Origin of the sequence: Microtetraspora malaysiensis, from assembly GCF_050947145.1 — a bacterium.
Taxonomy (GTDB): Bacteria; Actinomycetota; Actinomycetes; order Streptosporangiales; family Streptosporangiaceae; genus Microtetraspora_A; species Microtetraspora_A malaysiensis.
On the sequence record NZ_CP191998.1, the window covers coordinates 5584950 to 5604835 of the forward strand.

Below are 19886 nucleotides of genomic sequence, written 5' to 3' on the forward strand. Positions count from 1 at the left end.
AGCCCACCGACGACTGTCAAGGATTCCCTGTCCCCGATTCGTCACCTGCCGAGAAGCCCGTGAAGGCGGGCGAGCTCCAGCCCGAGGCGCAGGTCAAGCCGTACGCCGCCGCTTTTCCCAGGGCTCACCTCAGGCCGATGAGCCTGGCGACCTTGAATCCCAGATGCAGGGCGAGGCGGTCGTCGCCGCTCGCCAGGTCCACCCGGGCGACCTCCTCCGCCTTGCGCAGCCGGTAATAGAGGCTGGCCCGGTGGACACACAGCTCGGCCGCGGTACGCCGGACGTCTCCCCCGTTGTCCAGGAAGGCTTCCAGGGTCCCCGCCAGCGCGCCCTTGCCGCCATCGTGGTCGAGCAGCCTGCGTACCCCCGGGTGCAGGTTGTGGCCGAGCCGCTCCGCGGGCAGCTCGGCGAGCAAGCCGTAGACGCCGAGCTCCGAACTCCACACGACCGGGCCGAGCACCCTGACGATCCTGGCCACGTCGGCGGCCCGCCTGGCCTCGCCGTACGACTCATGCGCCGCCGGTAGGCCGGGGCCGCGCTCGCCGACGCCGATCCAGCACTCCTTACCGCTTTCTTTGGCGATGCGCACCTGTATGGCGGCGGCCAGGTCGTCGATCTCCGCCCGCGAGGGAACCTCCTGGACCACCACGAGGATGCCGTGGTCGGGGCGTTCGAGATGGAGGGCTCTGCGTGGCGGCAGCCGATGGCGCGCGTGTTCGAGGCCGACGGTCAGGGCCAGCCGGTCCTGCTCGCCGAGCGGCTCGCCCGGCGCGTGCGCGAGGGCCGCCACCAGTACCCGGATCGGGCCGGCCACCACGAGTTCCTCCTCGATGAGCCACCGGGCCGCCTCGTCACGCAGCTCCGCGTCAGCGGAGACGAGGTCGCGTACCAGCTCCCGCTCGCGCCCCCTGTTGATCTCCCCCAGCAGGAAGTCACGGTGCAGCGTGTGCGCCGCGCTCTCCGCGCCCTGCCGTACGGCGGCAGCCTGCTCGTCCGTGACGGGGCCGTCGGACAGCAGTAGCCACAGGAAGCCGAGAAGGGTCTCGCCGTAGCGGATCGGCATGCCCACCCGCGCCACGTCGAGGCCCAGGTCGGGCCTGGAGGGAACGGTGAACAGATCGCGAGCGGTGAGAGCGCCGCCGCTGTGGATGTGGCCGACCAGCTCGGGCGAGACGCTCCTCCGCATGATCGACTCAAGCCGCGCGTTGTCGAAATCGCCGGTGTGGGAGTTGTGGGCGAGCAGGCGGATGTTCGGATCGTCGATGGCGACCGACCTGCCCAAGCGCGCGCCCAGGCTGTCGACCAACCTCTGCAACTCCAACGCCACGCCCAAAGGTTACGAGGTTCAGGTGTCAGCCGCGGGCCGGCATGTGCTTCTGGAACCAGTCCACGACGCGGGTACTGAAGTCGATCAGGGCCGGAAAGGCACGAACGCCGTGGCCTTCCTGCGGGTAGATCACGAGCTGGGACTCGACCCCGTGCTCGAGCAGCGCCTGGTGGAACTCCTGGGCCTGCGTCGGGGGCGTGCAGCGGTCCAGAGCGCCGGCGATGTTCAGGCACGGGGTGCGCGCCTTGCTGGCGTGGGCCACCGGGCTCCTGGAGTGGAACTTGTCGCCGGGGACTTCTGGGTTCCCGTCGAGGAACAACGCGTCGAAGTAGGGGATGTTGCTGGTGAAGTGCTGGCTGTACCAGTCCGTCACGGGTGAGACCGGTACGGCGGCGGCCCAGCGCCTGTCCTGGGTGACCAGCCACGAGGACATGTACCCGCCGTACGACCCGCCGATGAGGCCGACCCTGGTCGGGTCCACGATCCCGCGCTCGACGAGAGCGTCGATCGCGGACGTGAAGTCGGCCGTGTCCTCGCCGCCCATCTCCCCGAACACCAGCCGGGCGAAGTCCTGCCCGCGGCCGGAGCTGCCCCGCGGGTTGGGGTTGAGGACGGCGTACCCCTGAGCCACCAGCAGCGGGATCCAAGGCGAGGACATCGACCACAGGTTCCGGTAGCCCCACACCGGACCACCGTGGATGTTCACCACGAGCGGGAAGGGCCCGTCCCCGGCGGGGAGGCACAGGATCCCCTCGATTCGCAGCCCGTCCGGTGCGGACCAGGTGACCGTCTCGGCCTTGCCCGCGACCGACAACACGTACTCGGTGCCCGAGTGTCCGATCCCCGCGAGCTCGACCCGCTCCTCACCCAGCACCACGACCCGTTGCGGTACCGAGTAGCCGTCCTCGACGAGCACCACGCGGCCGTCGGCGGACCAGGCCGCCTCCGGGTAGCGCGTGCCGCAGCTGGTGTCCGTGCTCGACCACAGCTCGGTCATCTTCCCGGTCACCGCGTCGTACACCGCGGCGACGGTCTCCATGCCGCGGATCCCCAGGACTCCCAGGCGATCCGCATCGATCCACTGGGTCGAGGTGACATCCACCCCGCCGGTGTCGACCCGCTCGAAGGCAGCACCGGGAGCGCTCACCAGCAGGTCACCCGCGACAACCCAGCGGTCGCTGCACACCGCCTCGACCACCGCCAACCGTCCCCCGGAAGGCGAGGCCGCGGGCCAGCCCAGCTGCACCTCGGAGCGGGCCAGTTCGGTAACCGCCCCGTCGAGGCCCAGGCGGGAGAGCACGGCCGTGTACCAGGCGCCCTCGTCCGGAGCGGGGCTGGTGACCGCGACGACCGCGTCGGGGCCGAGCCAGACCGCCTCCCAGATGTTGAGCCCCTCCGGCGACAGCCTGGTGGTCGTACCTGCCGCGAGGTCGTGAATCCACAACGACCGCCACGACTCCTCCGTCACGCCGATCTCGACGCGCGGGTGCCAGTCCGGCAGCTCCTCCTTCGGCCTCCGCGTCGTGCCGCTCCCCTGACCACCGGCCAGATCGGCACCGAGCCCCGCCACCCCGAGCAGCACCTTCGTGCCGTCCGGCGACCAGGAGCAGTACTCCACCGTCCCGGCGGGCACGGCCGGGGTCGCCTCCGCCTCACCGAGCTGACCGGTGCGTAGCAGGTAGAGCTGGAACCGGCCTGCCTCCGTGCGGTCCGACAGGAATGCCACCGTCGCCCCGTCCGGGGAGAAGCGCGGTTGCCGCGAGGAGCCGGACGGTCCCGTCAGCGGCCGCAGGTCCAGACCGTCGACCAGGAAGCAGGCCTGGCGCGGAAGGCCGGCCAGCTCGTCGTACACGAGGCCGGTCACGGCGATCCGCGACCCGTCGGCGGAGCAGGACGGCTCCAGCAGCTTGTGCGGCCGTCCCATCACCGGCTCGTGCAACCGCCGGAAGTACTCTTCGACCAGGTCCCAGGTGGCGCTGCCACGCACGTCGCTACCGCTCATGGGCGGGACCCTACGCGGTGGGGCGGCCCCTCTCCATCGACGCGGGATGGAAACCGGAGGGCTTGGGTTCAACAGGTGTCGAGGTCATCACCTCTTCGTAGCGGCTGACCGTGGTGGCGCGGCCCTGACCTCGCCCTCGTGAACGGCGGGAGAGCGGCAGGCTTCCAGCCGACTGCCGTCAGATGGCTTTACCACATATAGCCCGGCTGTGCCATTGATAGCTGTACAGCGTTTCAGCCTTGTTAGGCCGGCAGTCATTCCCGGTGTCAACCATCCCAGTGGACGTTTCGCCTCGACGCCATCACTGGGGAGCACCATGGATCCCGTCCTCAGCCGTCGCGCCTTCCTACTCACCTCCGGAATGACCGCCGCGGGCGTCGGGCTGGAGATCGCACTCGCCTCCACCCCGGCCACCTCCTCGACCACGACCACCACCTCCTCCTCCTCCTCGACCACGACCACAGCCACCACGGTCCAGACCGTCGCCAGGCCTCGCGGCGCCACCGGATACCGCAGGCTGGCCAACGGCCCGGGCTGGCGGCGGGTGACCCGCACCGAGCTGGCCGAGGCCAAGAAGGGCAGGGCCGAGCGCCGCACGGTGCTTGCCTGCTTCGTCCAGTTCACCGACTTGCACATCACCGACGTGCAGAGCCCGCAGCGCTATGAGTTCCTGCGCACCGGAGCCGTGAGCGCCTGGCGCCCACAGGAGGCGCTGACCGCCGCCGGCGCCATCTCACTGATCGAACAGGTCAACACCCTGCGGTACGGCCCGGCCACCCGGGCGCCCATCGGCTTCGTCATGACCACGGGCGACAACACCGACAACAACTCCCGCATCGAGCTGGAATGGTTCCTGACCGCCATGACCGGCGGCCGCTTCACCCCCAACACCGGCGACCCGAGCGCGTACGAGGGCGTGCAGGACTCCGGCCTGGGCCTGTACTGGCAGCCCGGGTCCGGCGTGCGCGACATCGACAAACGGGTGGGATTCCCCCGCTTGGACGGCTTTCTGGAGGCGGCCATCCGTGAGGTGAGCAGCCCCGGACTGGCCGTGCCGTGGTACTCCACCATCGGCAACCACGACCAGCTCTTCGGCGGCGCCTACTCCACGGCCGGCGGCTTCTTCGCCGACCTGGCCACCGGCTCGCGCAAGTTGTTCACCCTGCCCGACTCCGAGGCCGCCGCCGTCTACCGGGCGCTGCGCCAGGGCCCCGACCCCACGGGCTCCCGCTTCCGCGAGGCCTGGAAGCGCTACCAGGCCAAGGCCCGCACGGTCACCGCCGACGAGCGCCGCGCTCCCGTGAGCCCGCGCGACTACATCGCCGCCCACCTCGACCCGGCACACACCGGCGCGGGGCCCGTCGGGCACGGCTACACCCGCGACAACCTCGACAGCGGCCGGCTGGACTACTCCTTCCGGATCGCCGACGGCGTCGTCGGCATCAGCCTGGACACCACCGACCGCGGCGGCGACTACCGCGGATCGGTCGGCAGCCGGCAGCTGGCCTGGCTGGAGCAGACCCTGAAGACCCACGCAGACGACATCGTGCTGATCTTCAGTCACCACCCGAGCTGGGCCATGACCAACCTCATCCCGGCCCCGGCCCGCCCGCACGACAAGCGCCACAGCGGGCAGGAGCTGCTGGCGGTGCTGAAGAAGCACCGCAACGTGGCCGCGTGGATCAACGGCCACTCCCACCGCAACAAGATCGTCCCGCATGGCGGCTTCTGGGAGGTCTCCACCGCATCCCACGTCGACTACCCGCAGCTGGCCAGGGTGATCGAGCTGGCCGACAACCGCGACGGAACGCTTTCCCTGTTCACCACGCTGGTGGAGTCGGCCGCGCCGTACCGCACCGATTTGACCGATCTGTCGCAAAACGGGCTGGCCGCGCTCTACCGGGAACTGTCGTTCAACGCGCCGGGCCTGCAGAGCGCGCTGGCGGGCCTGCCGGGCGACCGCAACACCGAGCTCCTGCTGAAGAGGCGCTGACAGCGTGTCGTGCGCGGGGACGGTCGGCCGCTCCCCCAGAATCAACGCGCTGTCCTGGACCTTCATCCGACCGGGGATGTTCGCGACCAACACCCGATGGTGGTGGACGCGGGCGATCAAGGGTGGGGAAGCCGTGCGGCTGCCGTACCCGGAGGCGCTGACGGCTCCCGTCAGCGAGCGGGACATGGCCGCGCTCGCGGTGACGGCGCTGACCGAGCGGGGGCACGGACGACAGGCGTACACGTTGTACGGGCCGCAGGCGCTCACCCTGCGCGAGCAGGTCGGGCACATCGGCGCAGCCATCGGCAGGCGGATCCCGATCGAGACGGTCGCACCTGAACAGGCGCGGTCCGACCTGGGCAGGACGATGCCCGCGATGGGAGTGGAGGCGATCATGCGCGCGTGGGTGGCGGGCACCGAGATCGTCCCCGAGACCTCCGCCATCGTCGAAAAGCTCACTGGGCGGCCTGCCCAGATGTTCGCGGAATGGGCGCGAGACCACGCCAACGACTTCCGTCGCTGACGACCCGGCAACGATGAGGGCGCCACCGCGAGGAGCGTTCAGCTGGACCGCGTCCGGATCGCGGAATGGACGCAGGCAGTCCCTGCTGGCTCCTGATCGCCATCGGTGGTGACGGTCGGAGGGACGGGTCATCGTGGCGGAGACTCGGGATGCCGGTGCATCCGCCGCAGCGCGAACGCGAGCTGCAGCCGCAGCCGGCCCTGCGGATCGCGGACGTTCCAGCCGAGCAGGCGCTCGGCGCGGGTCAGCCGGTCCTGGAGCGTCGAATGGTGGAGGTTCAGTGCGGCGGCGGCGGTGCGCAGGCTCGGCTCGACGGCCACCGCGTGGAGCGTGGCGAGCATCCACGGCGCTACCGAAGCCGCACGGTCGAGTGCCCGCACGTCCGGAACGGGTTCGGTGTCGGGGCCGACGGCGGCGGCGAGCACGGCAAGCCCGCCCAGCTCGTCGGCGTGGACCACGCGGGGGCCGGGGTCCTGTTCGGTGCCGTCGGCGGTCAGGCGCAGCGCCGTCCTCGCCGCGGCCCACGACGCGGGCAGATCGAGTACCGGTACGGCGGGGCCGACCCCCGCCCTCCGTACCTGCTGGGGAGACCGCGCGGACGAGGGGCCGACAGGTTCGATCACGGCCGCGCCCCCCTCGACCGCCAGCACCCGGGCGAGGCCGGCGTCGCGCAGCCCCAGGAGGCGGGCGGCCCGTAGCCGGACCGGCTCCGGCGCCGCCCCGTCGAGCACCAGCTCGATCAGCGCGGGATCGTCACCCGGCCGCCCGGCCGGCGCCCGGCCGCGGGTCCGGTCCAGGACGTCCCTGGCCGCCACGGCGGCCCGTTCGAGCACCATGGCGTCGACCGGCCCGGCGGGGCCTGGGCGTTCCAGCCACAAAGTTCCCGTCCCGGCGCTCGGCAGCGGCGTGCTGGACCACGCCGGGTCCGGGGGTGTGCCGACGTCCTCGCGCCGCCCGTCGGCCAGCACGCGGACGCGCACACGGCGTTCGCCGTCGACCAGCCGGGCGGGGCACCCGGCGAGCACCGCCGCGCCGCGGACGATCGCTTCCAGGCCCGCGCGCGACTCCACCAGCCGGTCGAAGTAGGCGATGACCTGGACCGCGGCGCCGGCGTCGGGGTCGAGCGCGGCGAGCCTCCCGACGAGCTCTCTCACCAGGCCATCCTGCCCCAGCGCGACGTCACGGGCCAGATCGGAAGCTCAGGCGCCGAGCAGCCGCCGCAACCAGCGCACCCGGGCCGCCTTGGCGTCCTGAGAGACCGCGGCCTGCGGCGCCATCATGTCGAACCCGTGGAATCCGCCGGGCCAAACGTGCAGCTCGGCCTGGCCTCCGGCCTGCCAGATGCGGCTGGCGTACGTGACGTCCTCGTCGCGGAACGTCTCCGCGGAGCCGACGTCGATGAAGGCCGGCGGCAGCCCGGACAGGTCCGTGGCCCGCGCCGGGGCAGCGTAGGGCGAGACGTCGGGGCCGCCCCGCTTCTCACCGAGCAACGCCGTCCAGCCCGTTTCGTTCGATGTACGGTCCCAGACACCCAGTCCGGCCATCTGCTCGGCGGAGGGCGTGTCGTTGCGGTCGTCGAGCATCGGGCAGAGCAGCATCTGCCCGATGAGGCCGGGGCCACCCCGATCGCGGGCCGCCAGGGCCACCGCCGCGGACAGCCCGCCGCCCGCGCTCGCGCCCGCCACCAGGATCCGGCCGGGGTCGATACCCAGTTCGTCGGCGTGCTCCGCGGTCCAGACCAGGCCCGCGTAGCAGTCCTCGACCGGCGCCGGATGCGGATGCTCGGGCGCCAGCCGGTACTCCACCGAGACGACCACGAGCTGCAGTTCCATCGCCCAGTCGAGGACGTCGGCCAGCCCGACGCGGTTGTTGCCCGCGATCATCCCGCCGCCGTGGATGTGATAGATCGCCGGGAGCGGCGTCGTGGGGCTGGTGTTCGAGGGGCGGCACACCAGCAGGGATATGTCGGGCTCCCCCACAGGGCCGGAAACGGCGAGCTCCGCAACCTCGATCGCTCCGCCCCTGCTGAGGTCCTCTTCAAGATCGGCCAGAGGCGCCTGCCGCAGGGCCGGGATCACGTCCGGAGTGAACGACGGGGGCAGCCACTCCCCCAGCACCGCGAGGGCCGCGGCCAGCTCCGGGTCGAAGGGCGGTGGAGGCGGTGTGGTCGTGCTCATCAGAACTCCCGATGTCGCCGAGGTTACGGGCGGCTGACATCGCCGCCTGCCAGCATCGTGATCCATCGCCGCCCGCCTTTCGAGCGCCACACGGCGGGTGCTGCCCGCCGGCTGGCGGGCCCGAAGCGCCACGCGCGCGAAGGGGGCGTGGCCGCGCGCATCAGGCAGGGGAGCCGGACCTCCCGGCCATGGGCGCGCCACTTGGTCGGCTGGCAGCGCCGGCCCGTGCTCGGTGAAGTAGTCCTCCAGGAGCCGAGCGAGGGTGCCCATGGAGCGTCCCGGACGCCGGGCGCTCTCCAGAGGGGCCTGAGGGGGGTGGGATGCTCGTCGTCCAGCAGGCGCCCAAGGCTTCTGACCATGGTGCAGGATCAACGACACCGGCACCGGCTCCTACCGGCTCGCCCGCATCGGCTGTCCCTCAAGAGCCCGTCAGGGCTAGCGGGACGGGGCTTCGGGTCAGCCATCGAGGAGCGCGGCGACGGCGTCGGCGCCGCCTTGATTCAGCCAAGTGGGGAAGTCAAGCAGGTCGGGGTGGCAGCGGCGCAGGGCAGGGATGTCGGCGCGCCACAGGCCGCGCCGGGCGGTGAAGGCCCGCGAGGCGTCCTCACTCAGGTTCAGTTCCTCGCCGGCGACCTGCTGGTAAGTGATCTGACGCCCGAGGTGCCGGCTGATCAGGCGCGGATGATCACATGCCCGGCCAACGATAACGGCGAAATTCGGCGGCGGGCCGGCGATCATGACGGCAGGGGCCGAGAGCAGGCGGCGACATCGATGCACAAGAGTCAGCCGATGCTTGCCGGCGGCCGCGACGTTCAAGCTCCCGGCGGAAGACACGCCATCGGACCGAGCGAACTCGACCGCGACCGGGCCGGGGCCCCGGCCGCCCAGAGGCTAGTGTCGCGCTCCTCCCGGCAGGACCACGGCGGCCAGGCCGGGGACGTCGAACAGCGGCCGACGTCCCACGGGGGAGATGGACTCCAGCTTCTGCCGGCCGTTGGCCTGGTCCTGGGGGATCCGCATGACGGCGAATCCGCCGTCCACAGGTCCGATCGGGAACTGATCGGCCGACAGCGGTAGGCGAGCCACCTGCTTGCCCGCGAGGTCGAACTCCAGGACCGTGGTCCGGTCACCGGAGTACTCCAGGGTGAAGACGCGCTTGCTCTTCACCTGGATCCACAACCCGTGGTCCGTGTCAGCGAGGAGACCCGCTCCTGACGTGAGGGTAACGGTGTGGCCGGAGTTCGCGTGCTTGAGCGTGACGCGTTCGAGCGGCAGCTTGCCGTACTGGCTCTGATCGAGAAGGAGAAGTTCGCCCGAGGGCAGCAGGCCGACCGGCTCCTGCTGAGGAGGCAGTTGGAGTTCGCTGGTGCGACCGCCGGGCAGCTCCAGCGACGTATAGAAGCTGACGTCCCCGCTGGCGTGATAGCCGGCGATCAGCCGTCGTGAGTCCTCGGACCACGCCCACGGGCTGTACGCGCTGTCCGCGTTGCCGCCGGCCGGAGGGGCGAGTCTGTGCACTGTGACGCCCAGCAGATCCCTGACCTCGTATCCACCGCCGACGGGCTGCCCAAGCCATCGCCCGTCAGGGGAGAGCGTGATGTTGCCCGGCGGATTGACGGTCCGCTCGCCCAGCAGGTACTGCCGGCCGTCTGTGAGCAGCAGGAAGGTGGGGCACTCCGACTGGCAGGCGGTGTAGACCATGGCGCCCCGCCCGACAGGGCCGGCGGAGGGTAGGGTCGGCGCCTCGGCAGGTGGCTCCACGACCCGCACGACTTGCGTCGGCGACGCCACTGTCGCGACGGTGTCCGGAGGACCGGGCAGGAACTGCTGGACGGCGACGACACCGCCGACGATCACCATGAGGGCGGCCGAGCCGACGATCAGCGCCCGGCGGGTTCTGCGGGGTCGCAGTGTGACAAGCGCCCGGTCGGCATCGGCGTAGTCGCGTACGTCCTGGGCGAGGTGGTGATAGGCCTCACCGAGTGGCCGGTTCATGAGCGCACCTCCGCTTCGAGTAGTTGAGGAGCCACTTGCCGGAGGCGCTTGAGCGCATCATGTGTGTGACGCTTGACCGTCCCGACGGAGCATCCCAGCTCAGCGGCGACCGCGCGTTCGGAGAGATCCTCGTAGAACCTGAGATAGAGCACGATCCGCTGCTTCGGCGCGAGCACGCTCAGCGCCCGCGCCAGCGCGACCTTCAGTTCCGCCTGCTCGGACTCGTCCGTGGACGGCAATGACTCGGGAAGGTCCGCGGTCGGTACGAACGTCAGTCGGCGGGGACGCCTCCACGTACGCAGCTGATTGATCATGACCTTGCGGACGTACGGCTCTGGATCGCCCTTCTTCGTCAGCTTCCGCCATCGTGCCGCGACCTTGACCAGGGCCTCCTGCACCAGGTCTTCGGCCAGGCCGTGGTCTCCCGTGACCAGGTAGGCCATGCGCGACAGCGCCAGACCACGCGCGGCCACGAATTCGCGGAACCCGTCATCCGTCACCAGCCCAACCCTCCGTCGTGGACGCCTCACCTACAACACTCACCAATAGCGGCGGAAGGTTGAGTGGCTTCTCAGGCCGCGGCGCCCCAGAGAGCCAGCCCCATGAGCAGGACCAGCGCCGCTCGTGCCCACGTGCGGATCGATGCCCGCTCCTTGGAGCCGAAGCAGAGGCAGGGAGCTTGCTCCCCCACCGCCAGGAGGTACGTCTGCGCCACTGTGAAGCATGCGCCCAGACAGGTCCCCGTCACGCCCACGACCACGTCGGCGACGGGAGAGACCACCATAAGCGCGGCGAGCGCCTCCACGGTCACCACCGTGAAGGCGCCCACCTGGGCAAGTCGTCCTCGGAGTCCGAAGGTCGCCAGGCTGCTCCGGAAGGCGGCGAAGTTACCCGCCTTCCCGAATACGGCCAGCGCCAGGACGATGCCCAGCCCGTAGCGGGCGACGACGACGATCACCCGATCACCAGCATCGCCACCACGGGCACCGCGAGAGCGGCGAACAGGACTTTCAGCTTCGGCAGGGTGAAGTAGAACGCCGTGTCCGCCTCCATCTTGTCCCGGGCCGCGGCGAAGGTCAGGAGCATCAACGCCCGCGCCGCCGCGAAGCCGACGCCCGCCAGGAGCGCTTCCTCCCAGGACGCCAGGAACATGATCGAGACTGCCATGATGTGCGGCAGCCCGGTCGGAGAATAGGTGCGCATTCCCGTGCCCATTTCGACGCCGAACTGCACGGCGCCCCAGAACGGAATCTTGGTGACGAACTGCGGCACCAGCCGCGCGTTCTGAAGCAACGGGAAAGAGAGCACATCCAGCTCGCGAAGCAGGAAGACAACCGCCGCCGCCGCGACCAGGATCTGCAGAACCAGCATCGGGAACGGAGCTCGGAGCACAGATCCGACGACCACCAGCACGAACGTGACGGCGCCCGCTCCCACGAACAACCCGGCGATGAAGCCGGCTATGTCAATACCCCGCCGGACCGACGAGGACAGCACCCAGGCGCTGTTCAGGCTTCAAACGGAGCCGGAGAGGGAGAACCCGGCGACGAGAGCCGCCACCAGCCAGGTGAAGCCTCTGGTGCTCGCACCTGTCAGGTTCAGGGACACCACCAGCGCCTCCGCCGCCACGATCAATGCCAGGCCGGGCGCCAACAGGCGGACGGACGCGGTCGAGGAGTGGCTCATGGATCCAGGTCAGATCGCCGTGCGGCAGATGGAGAAACGCGAGACGTTGCCTCCGCCGCAGTCGTGGTACTCATACCAGCCGTCGGAGCACTTGCGGCGGGTGGCGGTGGTGCTGCCGCCGTACCACTTCCACGCGTTGTTGCCGTCGCAGGTGGAGGCGTAGTGGGTGTAGCGAAGGTTGTAGCAGGTGCCGGACGCGCCGTCGTTGCGGTGCCACGAGCCGGAGCAGTTGCCCGAGTACAGCGCGCTCGAGGGCACGCAGACGCTGCTGGCGTTGGCGTACCCGTGGCAGCTCTCCCACGCGGTGTAGGTGGCGGCCGCGGCGCTGCGCGGCTTCGACCAGGGCAGGAGGTCGAGAACGCCCAGCCCCGTCGCCACGGCGGCTCCGGTGGCGATGCCGAGCACGCGCCGCCTGCTCCAGCCTTCCCGCTTGGCGGACATGAGCGTCGGCATCGCCTGCTCGGGCATCTCCTCGGCGCTGGGTATCTGATCGAGTATCGAGGTCCGCTTCTCGGCCTTCACAGCTTCACTTCCTTTCTGGTTGCTACCGCTCGCTCGACGATCTCCGTGAGCGCCTCTCCTGACCCCACCGGGGCCGTGAACACCACGACGCCGTTCTCCTCCACGACGAGCAGAGCCGGGGTGTACGGCACTCTGGCCGCGCGCCAGATCGCCGGATCCTTGATCACGCGGATGGAGTCGGGCAGGGCCTTGTCGAACCCGGGGTCGTCGGACAGCACGGTGAACGACATGTCCGCGGGGAGGGTGGCCGTCAGCGCGGCGGCCGCGAGCATGACTTCGTCGCAGATGGGGCAGCGCCGGTTGACCTTGATGACCATGGTCGTGCCACCGGGAACGGCCAGCCCGCTCGCCTGCGCGTCGGGGCCGGTGGCCATACTCAGGCCGACGCCGCTGTAGGTGGCCAGTTCCAGTTCGCGCACCCGCCGAAAGAGCCCGGCGCCCGCCGCGAACAGCAGGGCGACGAGCACGGCCAGGATGATGACCACCGCGGTCAACGGCTCCACGTCAGGCCCGCCACTCGACGCGCTTGACCTTGTTCAGGAAGTCGGCGGCGGTCTCAGGGGTGCCCGCCGCCGCGCGGGCCGACACGCCTGCCCTGTTGGAGCCCGGGGCGTCCCAGGGATACAGAGTCGCGATGGCGGTCTCGGTGGCCAGAAGGAATGGCGTCGCCTGGTCCGAGGGCGGCGCGGGCAGCCGCCACAGCTCGCCCGACTGTGCGCCGTACCCTCGCCACTTGGGAATCCGGTTGATTCCCGCCTGCTTGGGCTCGACCGTCATGGTGCCGATTCCCGCGATCGAGATCGCGTAGAGCTCCATGGAGACGTCGAAGCGCCCGCCCCCGGCAGCCGTCATGCCTTCGGGGGTGTCCTGCCACGTCACGCGGCTGAAGGTGTCGACGATGTCGGCCGATTCCCACTCGGGGGTGTAGAAGAGCCCATGCGCCATGTGCCACGGGCCCAGCCACACGGCCCACCTGGCGTCGGCCGGGTCCTCGCAGTCGTAGACGATGACTTCGCCGCCGGCCAGCGAGAAGCGCTCGCGCTCGCGCCCGCGGACCGAGTTGACGCCCGCGGTCAGGGAGGACTTGGGAGCCAGTTCGAGCCCCCAGGTCTCCACGGTGGTGTTCCGCGACCCGTACTTCGGGGTGTAGCGCACGTGGCCGGTCCACGAGGCCAGCGAGCCGGCTTCCGCGTCGTCGACCTCGAGATTAAGAAAGGAGTTGGAAATGGTGCGGAGAGTGGATAAATGCCCCATTAAGCCTCGCCTTTCGCGGCAGCTATCGGGAAATCGATCATTTCGCACGAAGCTTGACATGATCGGGTATCCGGGTCAAGAGATGAAGTTTCCGCCATATCAAGCACTACATTCGTAGATCAATCAACTACATTCGTAGATCGAATTCGGGTTTGACGGATTCAGCGGCATCGAATGCGTGATGGTGCGAGCGGCCTTGCTCTCCTACGATCTCGTCATGTCCTGGGATGCCGAGCTGACCGCGTTGACCACACGGATCGCTGCCCCGTTGTTCGCCCGGCCCGAACCCAGAGCGAGCTTCACCGACCTGGTCCGCGGCCTGCTGGCCGACGTCCCCCGCAAGAACTCCTGGCAGCTGTCCGATCACATCGGGCACAGCACCGCCAACCGGTTCGAGCATCTGCTGGACCGGGCGAAATGGGACGTCGAAGCGCTACGCGACCAGGTACGCGACTACGTGGTGGAGCATCTGGGCAGCCCGGACGCCGTGCTGATCGCCGACGACACCCAGGCCATCAAGAAGGGCGACCGGTCAGTCGGAGTCGCCCGACAGTACTGCGGCGCCACTGGACAGGTGGAGAACTGCCAGGTCATGCCGATGCTCACCTACGCCTCCCGTGCGGGGCACGCGTTCATCAACCGGCGGCTGTATCTGCCCGAGTCCTGGGCCGGCGACCCCGACCGTCGGGCCCTGGCTGGGGTCCCCGAGCACGTGGCGTTCACCACCAGGCCGCACCTGGTGATCGAGATGCTGGAACAGGAGGTGGCCGCCGCGACGCCGTTCGCGTACCTGACCGCGGATGCCGGCTACGGCCGCGATCCCGACCTGCGCGCATTCTGTCACCGTGCCGAGCGGCCGATCACCTACGTGATGGCCGTCCCGGTCGATCTGCCGGTGCGCACGCCGGACGGCGGCGGCGAACCGGTCGGCCACGCGCTCGACCGGCTGCTCGCGCCCGGCCGGCCGCTCGTACGGGAACACCGCGCGTGCGGAACCGGAACCAAGGGCATCCGCTCGTACGACTGGGCCAGCATCACCGTGGCCATCAAGGACCAGGCCCCTGCCCCCGGCCACGCTCACACGCTGCTGACGCGGCGCAGCGTCGCCGACCCGGCCGAGATCGAATTCTTCCTGGCCCACGCCATCGAGGGCACCGCGATCAGCAAGCTGATCCAGATCGCTGGGATGCGTTGGAAGATCGAGGAGTACAACGAGTACGGCAAGGACCTGCTCGGGCTGACCCAGTACCAGGTTCGCAAGTGGACGCCCTGGCACCGCCACGTCACCACTGTCATGCTCGCGCTGGCCTTCCTCACGGTCACCCGCGCTCACCTCACCCACAGCATCCCAGCGGAGCGCGGTCAGGGAACAGATCGGCACCCACCACCAACCGACCTACGAATGTAGGAGAAGGTGAGACAGAGTGCCGGAGTCGGTCCCCTCCCGGCCCTGGCCGCGGCGTCCGCCTGATGCGCCGATCGCACGGTATGCGGCACTCTGGATCACGTGGACTCACGGCGTTCCATCCCCCGCACCGATGACCTGCTCGCCGATCCCGATCTCGCCCCGGCTGTCGCACAGGCCGGGCGTGACCGGGTGAAAGCCGCGATCCAGCAAGCCCAGCAGCGTGCCCGCACCGGCGAGCTCGCGCCCGACGCGGTCAAACGGGCGGCTCTGGCCGCCCTCACCCCGTTACGTCGGGTCATCAACGCCACCGGCGTGTTACTCCACACGAATCTGGGACGGGCGCCCCTCTCGCCCCTCGCCGTCCGGGCAATCGCCGACGCGGCGGGGGTCACCGACATCGAGCTCGACCTGGAGACCGGCAGGCGCGGGAGACGCGGCCGGAGCGCGCTGGCCACGCTCGCCGCCGCCGTACCGGCCGCGGAAGCGGTGCACGTGGTCAACAACAACGCCGCCGCGCTGGTGCTGGCGGCGACCGCGCTGGCCGGCGGCAAGGAGATCCTCGTCAGCCGGGGCGAGCTGGTGGAGATCGGTGACGGGTTCCGCCTGCCCGACCTGCTGGTCTCCACGGGTGCCCGGCTGCGGGAGGTCGGCACCACCAACAGGACCACGCTCCGCGACTATGCCGAGGCGGTCGGGCCGGAGACCGGTTTCGTGCTCAAGGTGCATCCCTCCAACTACCGGATCGAGGGCTTCACCGCCACTCCGGAAGTGGCCGAGCTGAGCACACTCGGAGTGCCCCTGGTCGCCGACGCCGGCTCCGGCCTGCTGCGTCCCGACCCCCTCCTGCCCGCCGAACCTGACGCCGCGACGTGGCTGAACGCCGGGGCCCACCTGGTCACGGCCAGCGGCGACAAGCTGCTCGGCGGCCCTCAGTGCGGCCTCCTCCTGGGCCGCGCCGACCTCGTCGAACGCCTACGCAGACACCCGCTCGCCCGCGCGCTCCGCGTGGACAAGCTGACCCTTGCCGCGCTGGAGGCGACCCTCGCCGCCCCGGCCACCCCGGTCGCCGCCGCGCTCCACGCCGATCCAGAGGCCCTGTATGTCCGGGCCCAAGCATTGGCCGAACGCCTGGCCGACGCCGGTGTCGACGCCGCGGCGGTGCGCACCGAGGCACGGGTCGGCGGCGGCGGAGCTCCCGGCGTGACGTTGCCGAGCGCGGCGCTGGCTGTGGCTCCCGTGCTCGCGGCGCAATTGCGCTCGGGAGACCCGGCCGTGCTCGGCCGGGTCGAGCGCGGGCACCTCCTGCTCGATCTGCGTGCCGTGCCGGAAGAGCTGGACAAGGAGCTGTTGAGCGCGGTGGCCGCATGCGGGTGATCGCGACCGCCGGTCATGTGGACCACGGCAAGTCGTCGCTGCTGCGTGCCCTGACCGGCATGGAGCCCGACCGGTGGGCGGAGGAGAGACGCCGAGGGCTCACCATCGACCTCGGCTTCGTCTGGACCAGTACGCCCGAGATGGCGTTCGTGGACGTCCCCGGCCATGAGCGCTTCGTCACCAACATGCTGACGGGGGTGGCGGCGGTCCCGGCCGTGCTGTTCGTCGTCGCCGCCGATGGCGGCTGGCAGGCTCAGTCGCAGGAGCACCTGGAGGTGATCGACGCGCTGGGGATCCGACACGGGGTGCTGGCGGTGACGCGGTCCGATCTGGCCGATCCGGAACCCGCGATGCGCGAGGCCGCCGAGCGGCTGGCCCGCAGCAGCCTCGGCCCGGTCGAGTCGGTGGCGGTCAGCGCGGTCACGGGGCAGGGCCTGTCCGGTCTGCGGGAGGCACTGGGCCGACTGGCCGCGGCGATCCCCGCAGGCGAGCCTGACGCCGACGTACGGCTCTGGGTCGACCGGGCGTTCACCGTCGACGGGCGAGGCGTGGTCGTCACCGGGACACTCGGCGCGGGGACGATCCGGGTTTCCGACACGTTCGAGGCGACCAGGGCCGGCGAGCCCGTGTACGTCCGCGGCCTGCACAGCCTGCAGGTGGCCCGGCAGGAGCTCGCGGGGCCCGCCAGGGTCGCGGTGAATCTGCGCGGCCGGGCGGCCTCCGGGCTGCGGCGTGGCGACGCGCTCGTGACGCCCGGCCGCTGGCTGGCGGTGGAGGAGACGGACGTGCGGCTGACCGTACGCCCGGAGCCGGAGCGACCGCTGCCCGAGCGGCTTGTCTGGCACATCGGATCGGCTGCCGTACCCGCCAGGCTCAGGCCCCTCGGCCAGGACAGCGCCCGGATCACGCTCGCGCGCCCGCTCCCCCTGCGGCTGGGCGACCGGGCGCTGCTGCGCGATCCGGGCAGCGGCGCGATCTGCGGTGTGATCGTGCTCGACGTGCGCCCGCCCGCGTTACGACGCCGGGGAGCGGCCAGGGATCGCGCCACCGAGCTGGCCCAGTTCGACGGCGTGCCCGACGGCGCGGCCGAGCTGCGGCGGCGCGGCCTCCTACGGCGCGATGAGCTGCTGGCGATGGGCGCGGCGCCGCCCGGTCCGCCGGTGGCGGGCGACTGGCTGGCCGACCCGGCCCACTGGAGTGCACTACGCGAACGGCTGGTGCGGCTGGTGGCCGAGCACACGGCGGCCAGCCCGAGCGACCCCGGGCTGGGCGCCGAGGAACTCCGACAGGCGCTCGACCTGCCGGACCGGGCGCTGGTGACGGCGCTGACGGAAGGCACCGCGTTGCACCGCGTGCGCGGCCGTATCGCCGCCGCACCCGCCGTACTCGCCGCGCCGCTGCGCACGGCGGTCGCCGCCGTCCGCAGCGAGCTGGACCGCAGCCCCTTCCGCGCGCCGGACGCCAACCGGCTGGCCGCGCTCGGCCTGGACACCGCCGCGCTGGCCGCCGCCGAGCAGGCCGGTGAGCTGGTACGGCTGGCACCGGGCGTGGTCCTGCTCCCCGACGCCCCGGGCAAGGCGGTGTCGGTCCTGGCCGGGCTGCCGCAGCCGTTCACTGCGGCCGAGGCCCGCGAGGCGCTCAGCACGTCGCGGCGCGTGGCGATCCCCTTGCTGGAGTATCTGGATCGGGCGGGACGTACCCGGCGGGTGGACGACACTCATCGGGTGATCATCCGGTGAGCCGAGCCGCTACAGTGGCGCATGGAGGCGACTGGGTGCCTGGTGGCCCTCCCGGTCTTCAAAACCGGTGGCGCCGAGCAACTCGGCGCGGCGGGTTCGATTCCCGTCCGCCTCCGCTTCTCACGCTCCATGGATCATGATGGGGCCGTGCAGAGATTAACGCAGTACGCCGCCGGCGGTGGGTGCGCATGCAAGATCCCCGCGGGTGAGCTGGAGGAACTGCTGTCCGGCGCCGGGTTCGCCACTCCCGACGACCCGGCGGCGGACCTGCTGGTCGGGGTGGAGACCGGTGACGACGCCGCCGTGGTGCGCGTCGGGGGCGGCGCCTCGGTCGTCAGCACCGCCGACTTCTTCACCCCGGTCGTGGACGACCCCTATGACTGGGGCAGGATCGCCGCCGCCAATGCTCTCTCCGACGTCTACGCGATGGGCGGCCGGCCCATCGTGGCGCTCAACCTCTTGTGCTGGCCGCGGGACGTCCTGCCGTACGATCTGGCGCGCGAGGTGCTGCGCGGCGGCGCGGAGATCACCGCCCATGCGGGGTGCCACCTCGCCGGCGGGCACAGCGTCACCGGCCCGGAGCCCAAATACGGCATGGCCGTGACCGGGCTGGCCGACCCTGACCGATTGCTCCGCAACGACTCCGGCCGTGCCGGTCTGCCGCTCTCGCTGACCAAGCCGCTGGGCCTCGGGGTGCTGAACAACCGGCACAAGGTCACAGGCGAGGTGTTCCCACAGGCCATCGCCACCATGACCGCGCTCAACGCGAAAGCTTCCGCGGCGGCGCTCACCGCCGGGGTGCGGTGCGCGACGGATGTCACCGGATTCGGTCTGCTGGGACACGCGTTCAAGCTCGCCAGGGCGTCCGGCGTGACCGCCGTCATCGACGCCGCGGCCGTACCGGTGCTGGAAGGGGCGCGCGAGGCGGTGCGGGCCGGCTTCGTGCCAGGCGGCTCTCGGCGGAACCTGGATTGGGTGATGCCGCAGATGCACGCGGCGGGGATCGACGACGAAACGATGATTCTGCTCGCCGATGCCCAGACATCCGGAGGGCTGTTGATCGCGGGAGAGATCCCGGGCGCGCCCGTCATCGGCGAACTGGTCCCGCGCGGCCCGCATTCCGTCGTCGTCCACGGCTGATCCTGCTGGAGACTTTCCGCCGTTCACGACCCACCGCCGACGCAAGCGGTCTGACCAGCCCTGAACGCCCTTGACCGCCGCCCGCACCACCACGACCGCGCCGGTCACCCGCGCTATCGGCGCATGAATCCCCGACCCCGAGCCCTGCGGACTTGTGGGCAAGCTGCGACCAGCGCAGCGGCTCTCACCTGCCCGGAAACAGCGCTTCACCTGGCGAATCGATCCTCGCGACGGAATCGGACCAGGAATCGATCACGAGAAATCACGCGGCGCATCCAGGCTGAGCAACGTCACACCAGCAAGCCCTCGGTCACCGAACGCGCATGACGTGAATGCTTGCGCCAGTGGCGGAAAGTGACGTACCGAAAGGTGAGCCTCCAGTTGTTTTGGGCTTGAGCCATGGCGACTCCTATGCCGACAGTCGGCTTGATCATTCGATCGTCCGCATCGACCTCATGAACGCGATGTCGCGAAGCGACCCCTATGGTCGCTACCAGCGGTAAGCCGACCATAGCGCCGGCATCGCCGATTCCCACGAGGTTGATGACAATGACCGCGCCGGCTTCACCCGGCCGAAGGTGCGAATTCCGCCTTCCTCGACCACGCTCCGTCACCGCCGGATTCATGCCGGAGCCGTTGACTGGACAGACCCCATCCCCACCAGGGCCTTCAGCCGATCAGTCCCACCAATTGAGAACGAATCGACCCCTACCGCGGAGGACGATGATCTTCCCAAACAACGCTCT

At 70.5% G+C, this 19886-nt stretch carries 20 protein-coding genes and 1 tRNA gene; 7 read left to right on the forward strand and 14 right to left on the reverse strand.

Translation table 11 applies throughout. From position 1 onward, the window contains the following. Window positions 1-124 precede the first annotated feature (124 nt). Complete coding sequence (locus tag ACQP1V_RS26390; RefSeq protein ID WP_433412671.1) at window positions 125-1327, reverse strand: PucR family transcriptional regulator; 1203 nt, start codon at window positions 1325-1327, stop codon at window positions 125-127. 25 nt (window positions 1328-1352) lie between these two features. After that, window positions 1353-3329: a S9 family peptidase gene (locus ACQP1V_RS26395; RefSeq protein WP_433412673.1), complete on the reverse strand. Its 1977-nt coding sequence runs from the start codon at window positions 3327-3329 to the stop codon at window positions 1353-1355. A 316-nt stretch (window positions 3330-3645) separates the two neighbouring features. On the opposite strand from ACQP1V_RS26395, the gene ACQP1V_RS26400 reads away from it, so the two are divergent. Both ACQP1V_RS26400 and ACQP1V_RS26405 read left to right on the forward strand, forming a co-directional pair. Continuing rightward, window positions 3646-5322 (forward strand): TIGR03767 family metallophosphoesterase, encoded by a 1677-nt coding sequence (locus ACQP1V_RS26400; protein ID WP_433412675.1) that lies wholly within the window; start codon window positions 3646-3648, stop codon window positions 5320-5322. A 76-nt stretch (window positions 5323-5398) separates the two neighbouring features. After that, on the forward strand, window positions 5399-5845 hold the full coding sequence (locus tag ACQP1V_RS26405) for a hypothetical protein (RefSeq protein WP_433412676.1): 447 nt from the start codon (window positions 5399-5401) through the stop codon (window positions 5843-5845). 128 nt (window positions 5846-5973) lie between these two features. Here ACQP1V_RS26405 and ACQP1V_RS26410 read toward each other — a convergent pair whose 3' ends face one another. From ACQP1V_RS26410 to ACQP1V_RS26460, 11 genes are all read right to left on the reverse strand, one after another. Further along, window positions 5974-6999 carry a helix-turn-helix domain-containing protein gene (locus tag ACQP1V_RS26410; protein WP_433412678.1) on the reverse strand — a complete coding sequence of 342 codons (1026 nt, stop codon included), beginning with the start codon at window positions 6997-6999 and terminating at the stop codon, window positions 5974-5976. A gap of 45 nt (window positions 7000-7044) precedes the next feature. Then, window positions 7045-8022, reverse strand: coding sequence for an alpha/beta hydrolase (locus tag ACQP1V_RS26415; RefSeq protein WP_433412680.1), 978 nt, complete (start codon window positions 8020-8022; stop codon window positions 7045-7047). Window positions 8023-8478: 456 nt separating this feature from the next. Further along, window positions 8479-8838: a hypothetical protein gene (locus ACQP1V_RS26420; protein ID WP_433412682.1), complete on the reverse strand. Its 360-nt coding sequence runs from the start codon at window positions 8836-8838 to the stop codon at window positions 8479-8481. A 75-nt stretch (window positions 8839-8913) separates the two neighbouring features. Next, window positions 8914-10017: a hypothetical protein gene (locus ACQP1V_RS26425; protein ID WP_387411871.1), complete on the reverse strand. Its 1104-nt coding sequence runs from the start codon at window positions 10015-10017 to the stop codon at window positions 8914-8916. Next, on the reverse strand, window positions 10014-10517 hold the full coding sequence (locus ACQP1V_RS26430) for a SigE family RNA polymerase sigma factor (RefSeq protein WP_387411873.1): 504 nt from the start codon (window positions 10515-10517) through the stop codon (window positions 10014-10016). The genes ACQP1V_RS26425 and ACQP1V_RS26430 overlap by 4 nt, the downstream gene beginning before the upstream one ends. A 71-nt stretch (window positions 10518-10588) precedes the next feature. Continuing rightward, window positions 10589-10975 (reverse strand): MauE/DoxX family redox-associated membrane protein, encoded by a 387-nt coding sequence (locus ACQP1V_RS26435; RefSeq protein ID WP_387411875.1) that lies wholly within the window; start codon window positions 10973-10975, stop codon window positions 10589-10591. Beyond that, entirely contained in the window at window positions 10972-11514 is a 543-nt protein-coding gene (locus tag ACQP1V_RS26440; RefSeq protein WP_433412685.1) for a hypothetical protein, read from the reverse strand. The genes ACQP1V_RS26435 and ACQP1V_RS26440 overlap by 4 nt, the downstream gene beginning before the upstream one ends. 18 nt (window positions 11515-11532) lie before the next feature. Beyond that, the gene (locus ACQP1V_RS26445) at window positions 11533-11703 is read right to left on the reverse strand and encodes a hypothetical protein (RefSeq protein WP_433412687.1); all 171 of its coding nucleotides are present in this window, start codon (window positions 11701-11703) and stop codon (window positions 11533-11535) included. Between the two features lie 9 nt (window positions 11704-11712). Next, on the reverse strand, window positions 11713-12225 hold the full coding sequence (locus ACQP1V_RS26450) for a hypothetical protein (RefSeq protein ID WP_433412689.1): 513 nt from the start codon (window positions 12223-12225) through the stop codon (window positions 11713-11715). Continuing rightward, complete coding sequence (locus tag ACQP1V_RS26455; protein ID WP_433412691.1) at window positions 12222-12728, reverse strand: hypothetical protein; 507 nt, start codon at window positions 12726-12728, stop codon at window positions 12222-12224. Before ACQP1V_RS26455 ends, ACQP1V_RS26450 begins: the two co-directional genes overlap by 4 nt. A gap of 1 nt (window position 12729) precedes the next feature. Then, window positions 12730-13479, reverse strand: a complete 750-nt coding sequence (locus ACQP1V_RS26460; protein ID WP_387411883.1) for a hypothetical protein — start codon at window positions 13477-13479, stop codon at window positions 12730-12732. 181 nt (window positions 13480-13660) lie between these two features. Between ACQP1V_RS26460 and ACQP1V_RS26465 the strand changes: the two genes are divergently transcribed. The 5 genes from ACQP1V_RS26465 to selD all read left to right on the forward strand — a co-directional run bounded on the left by ACQP1V_RS26465 (window position 13661) and on the right by selD (window position 19140). Then, window positions 13661-14887 carry an IS701 family transposase gene (locus ACQP1V_RS26465; RefSeq protein ID WP_433412693.1) on the forward strand — a complete coding sequence of 409 codons (1227 nt, stop codon included), beginning with the start codon at window positions 13661-13663 and terminating at the stop codon, window positions 14885-14887. 99 nt (window positions 14888-14986) lie between these two features. Then, window positions 14987-16261, forward strand: coding sequence for an L-seryl-tRNA(Sec) selenium transferase (gene selA, locus ACQP1V_RS26470; protein ID WP_433412695.1), 1275 nt, complete (start codon window positions 14987-14989; stop codon window positions 16259-16261). Beyond that, a complete protein-coding gene (locus ACQP1V_RS26475) occupies window positions 16252-18000 on the forward strand; it encodes a SelB domain-containing protein (protein ID WP_433412697.1) in 1749 nt (582 codons plus the stop codon). The genes selA and ACQP1V_RS26475 overlap by 10 nt, the downstream gene beginning before the upstream one ends. Window positions 18001-18023: 23 nt before the next feature. After that, window positions 18024-18117 (forward strand) — tRNA-Sec (locus ACQP1V_RS26480). Between the two features lie 12 nt (window positions 18118-18129). Beyond that, complete coding sequence (gene selD / locus ACQP1V_RS26485) at window positions 18130-19140, forward strand: selenide, water dikinase SelD (RefSeq protein WP_433412699.1); 1011 nt, start codon at window positions 18130-18132, stop codon at window positions 19138-19140. A 290-nt stretch (window positions 19141-19430) separates the two neighbouring features. On the opposite strand, the gene ACQP1V_RS26490 is transcribed toward selD, so the two are convergent. After that, window positions 19431-19766 carry a hypothetical protein gene (locus tag ACQP1V_RS26490; RefSeq protein ID WP_433412701.1) on the reverse strand — a complete coding sequence of 112 codons (336 nt, stop codon included), beginning with the start codon at window positions 19764-19766 and terminating at the stop codon, window positions 19431-19433. Between the last annotated feature and the right edge of the window lie 120 nt (window positions 19767-19886).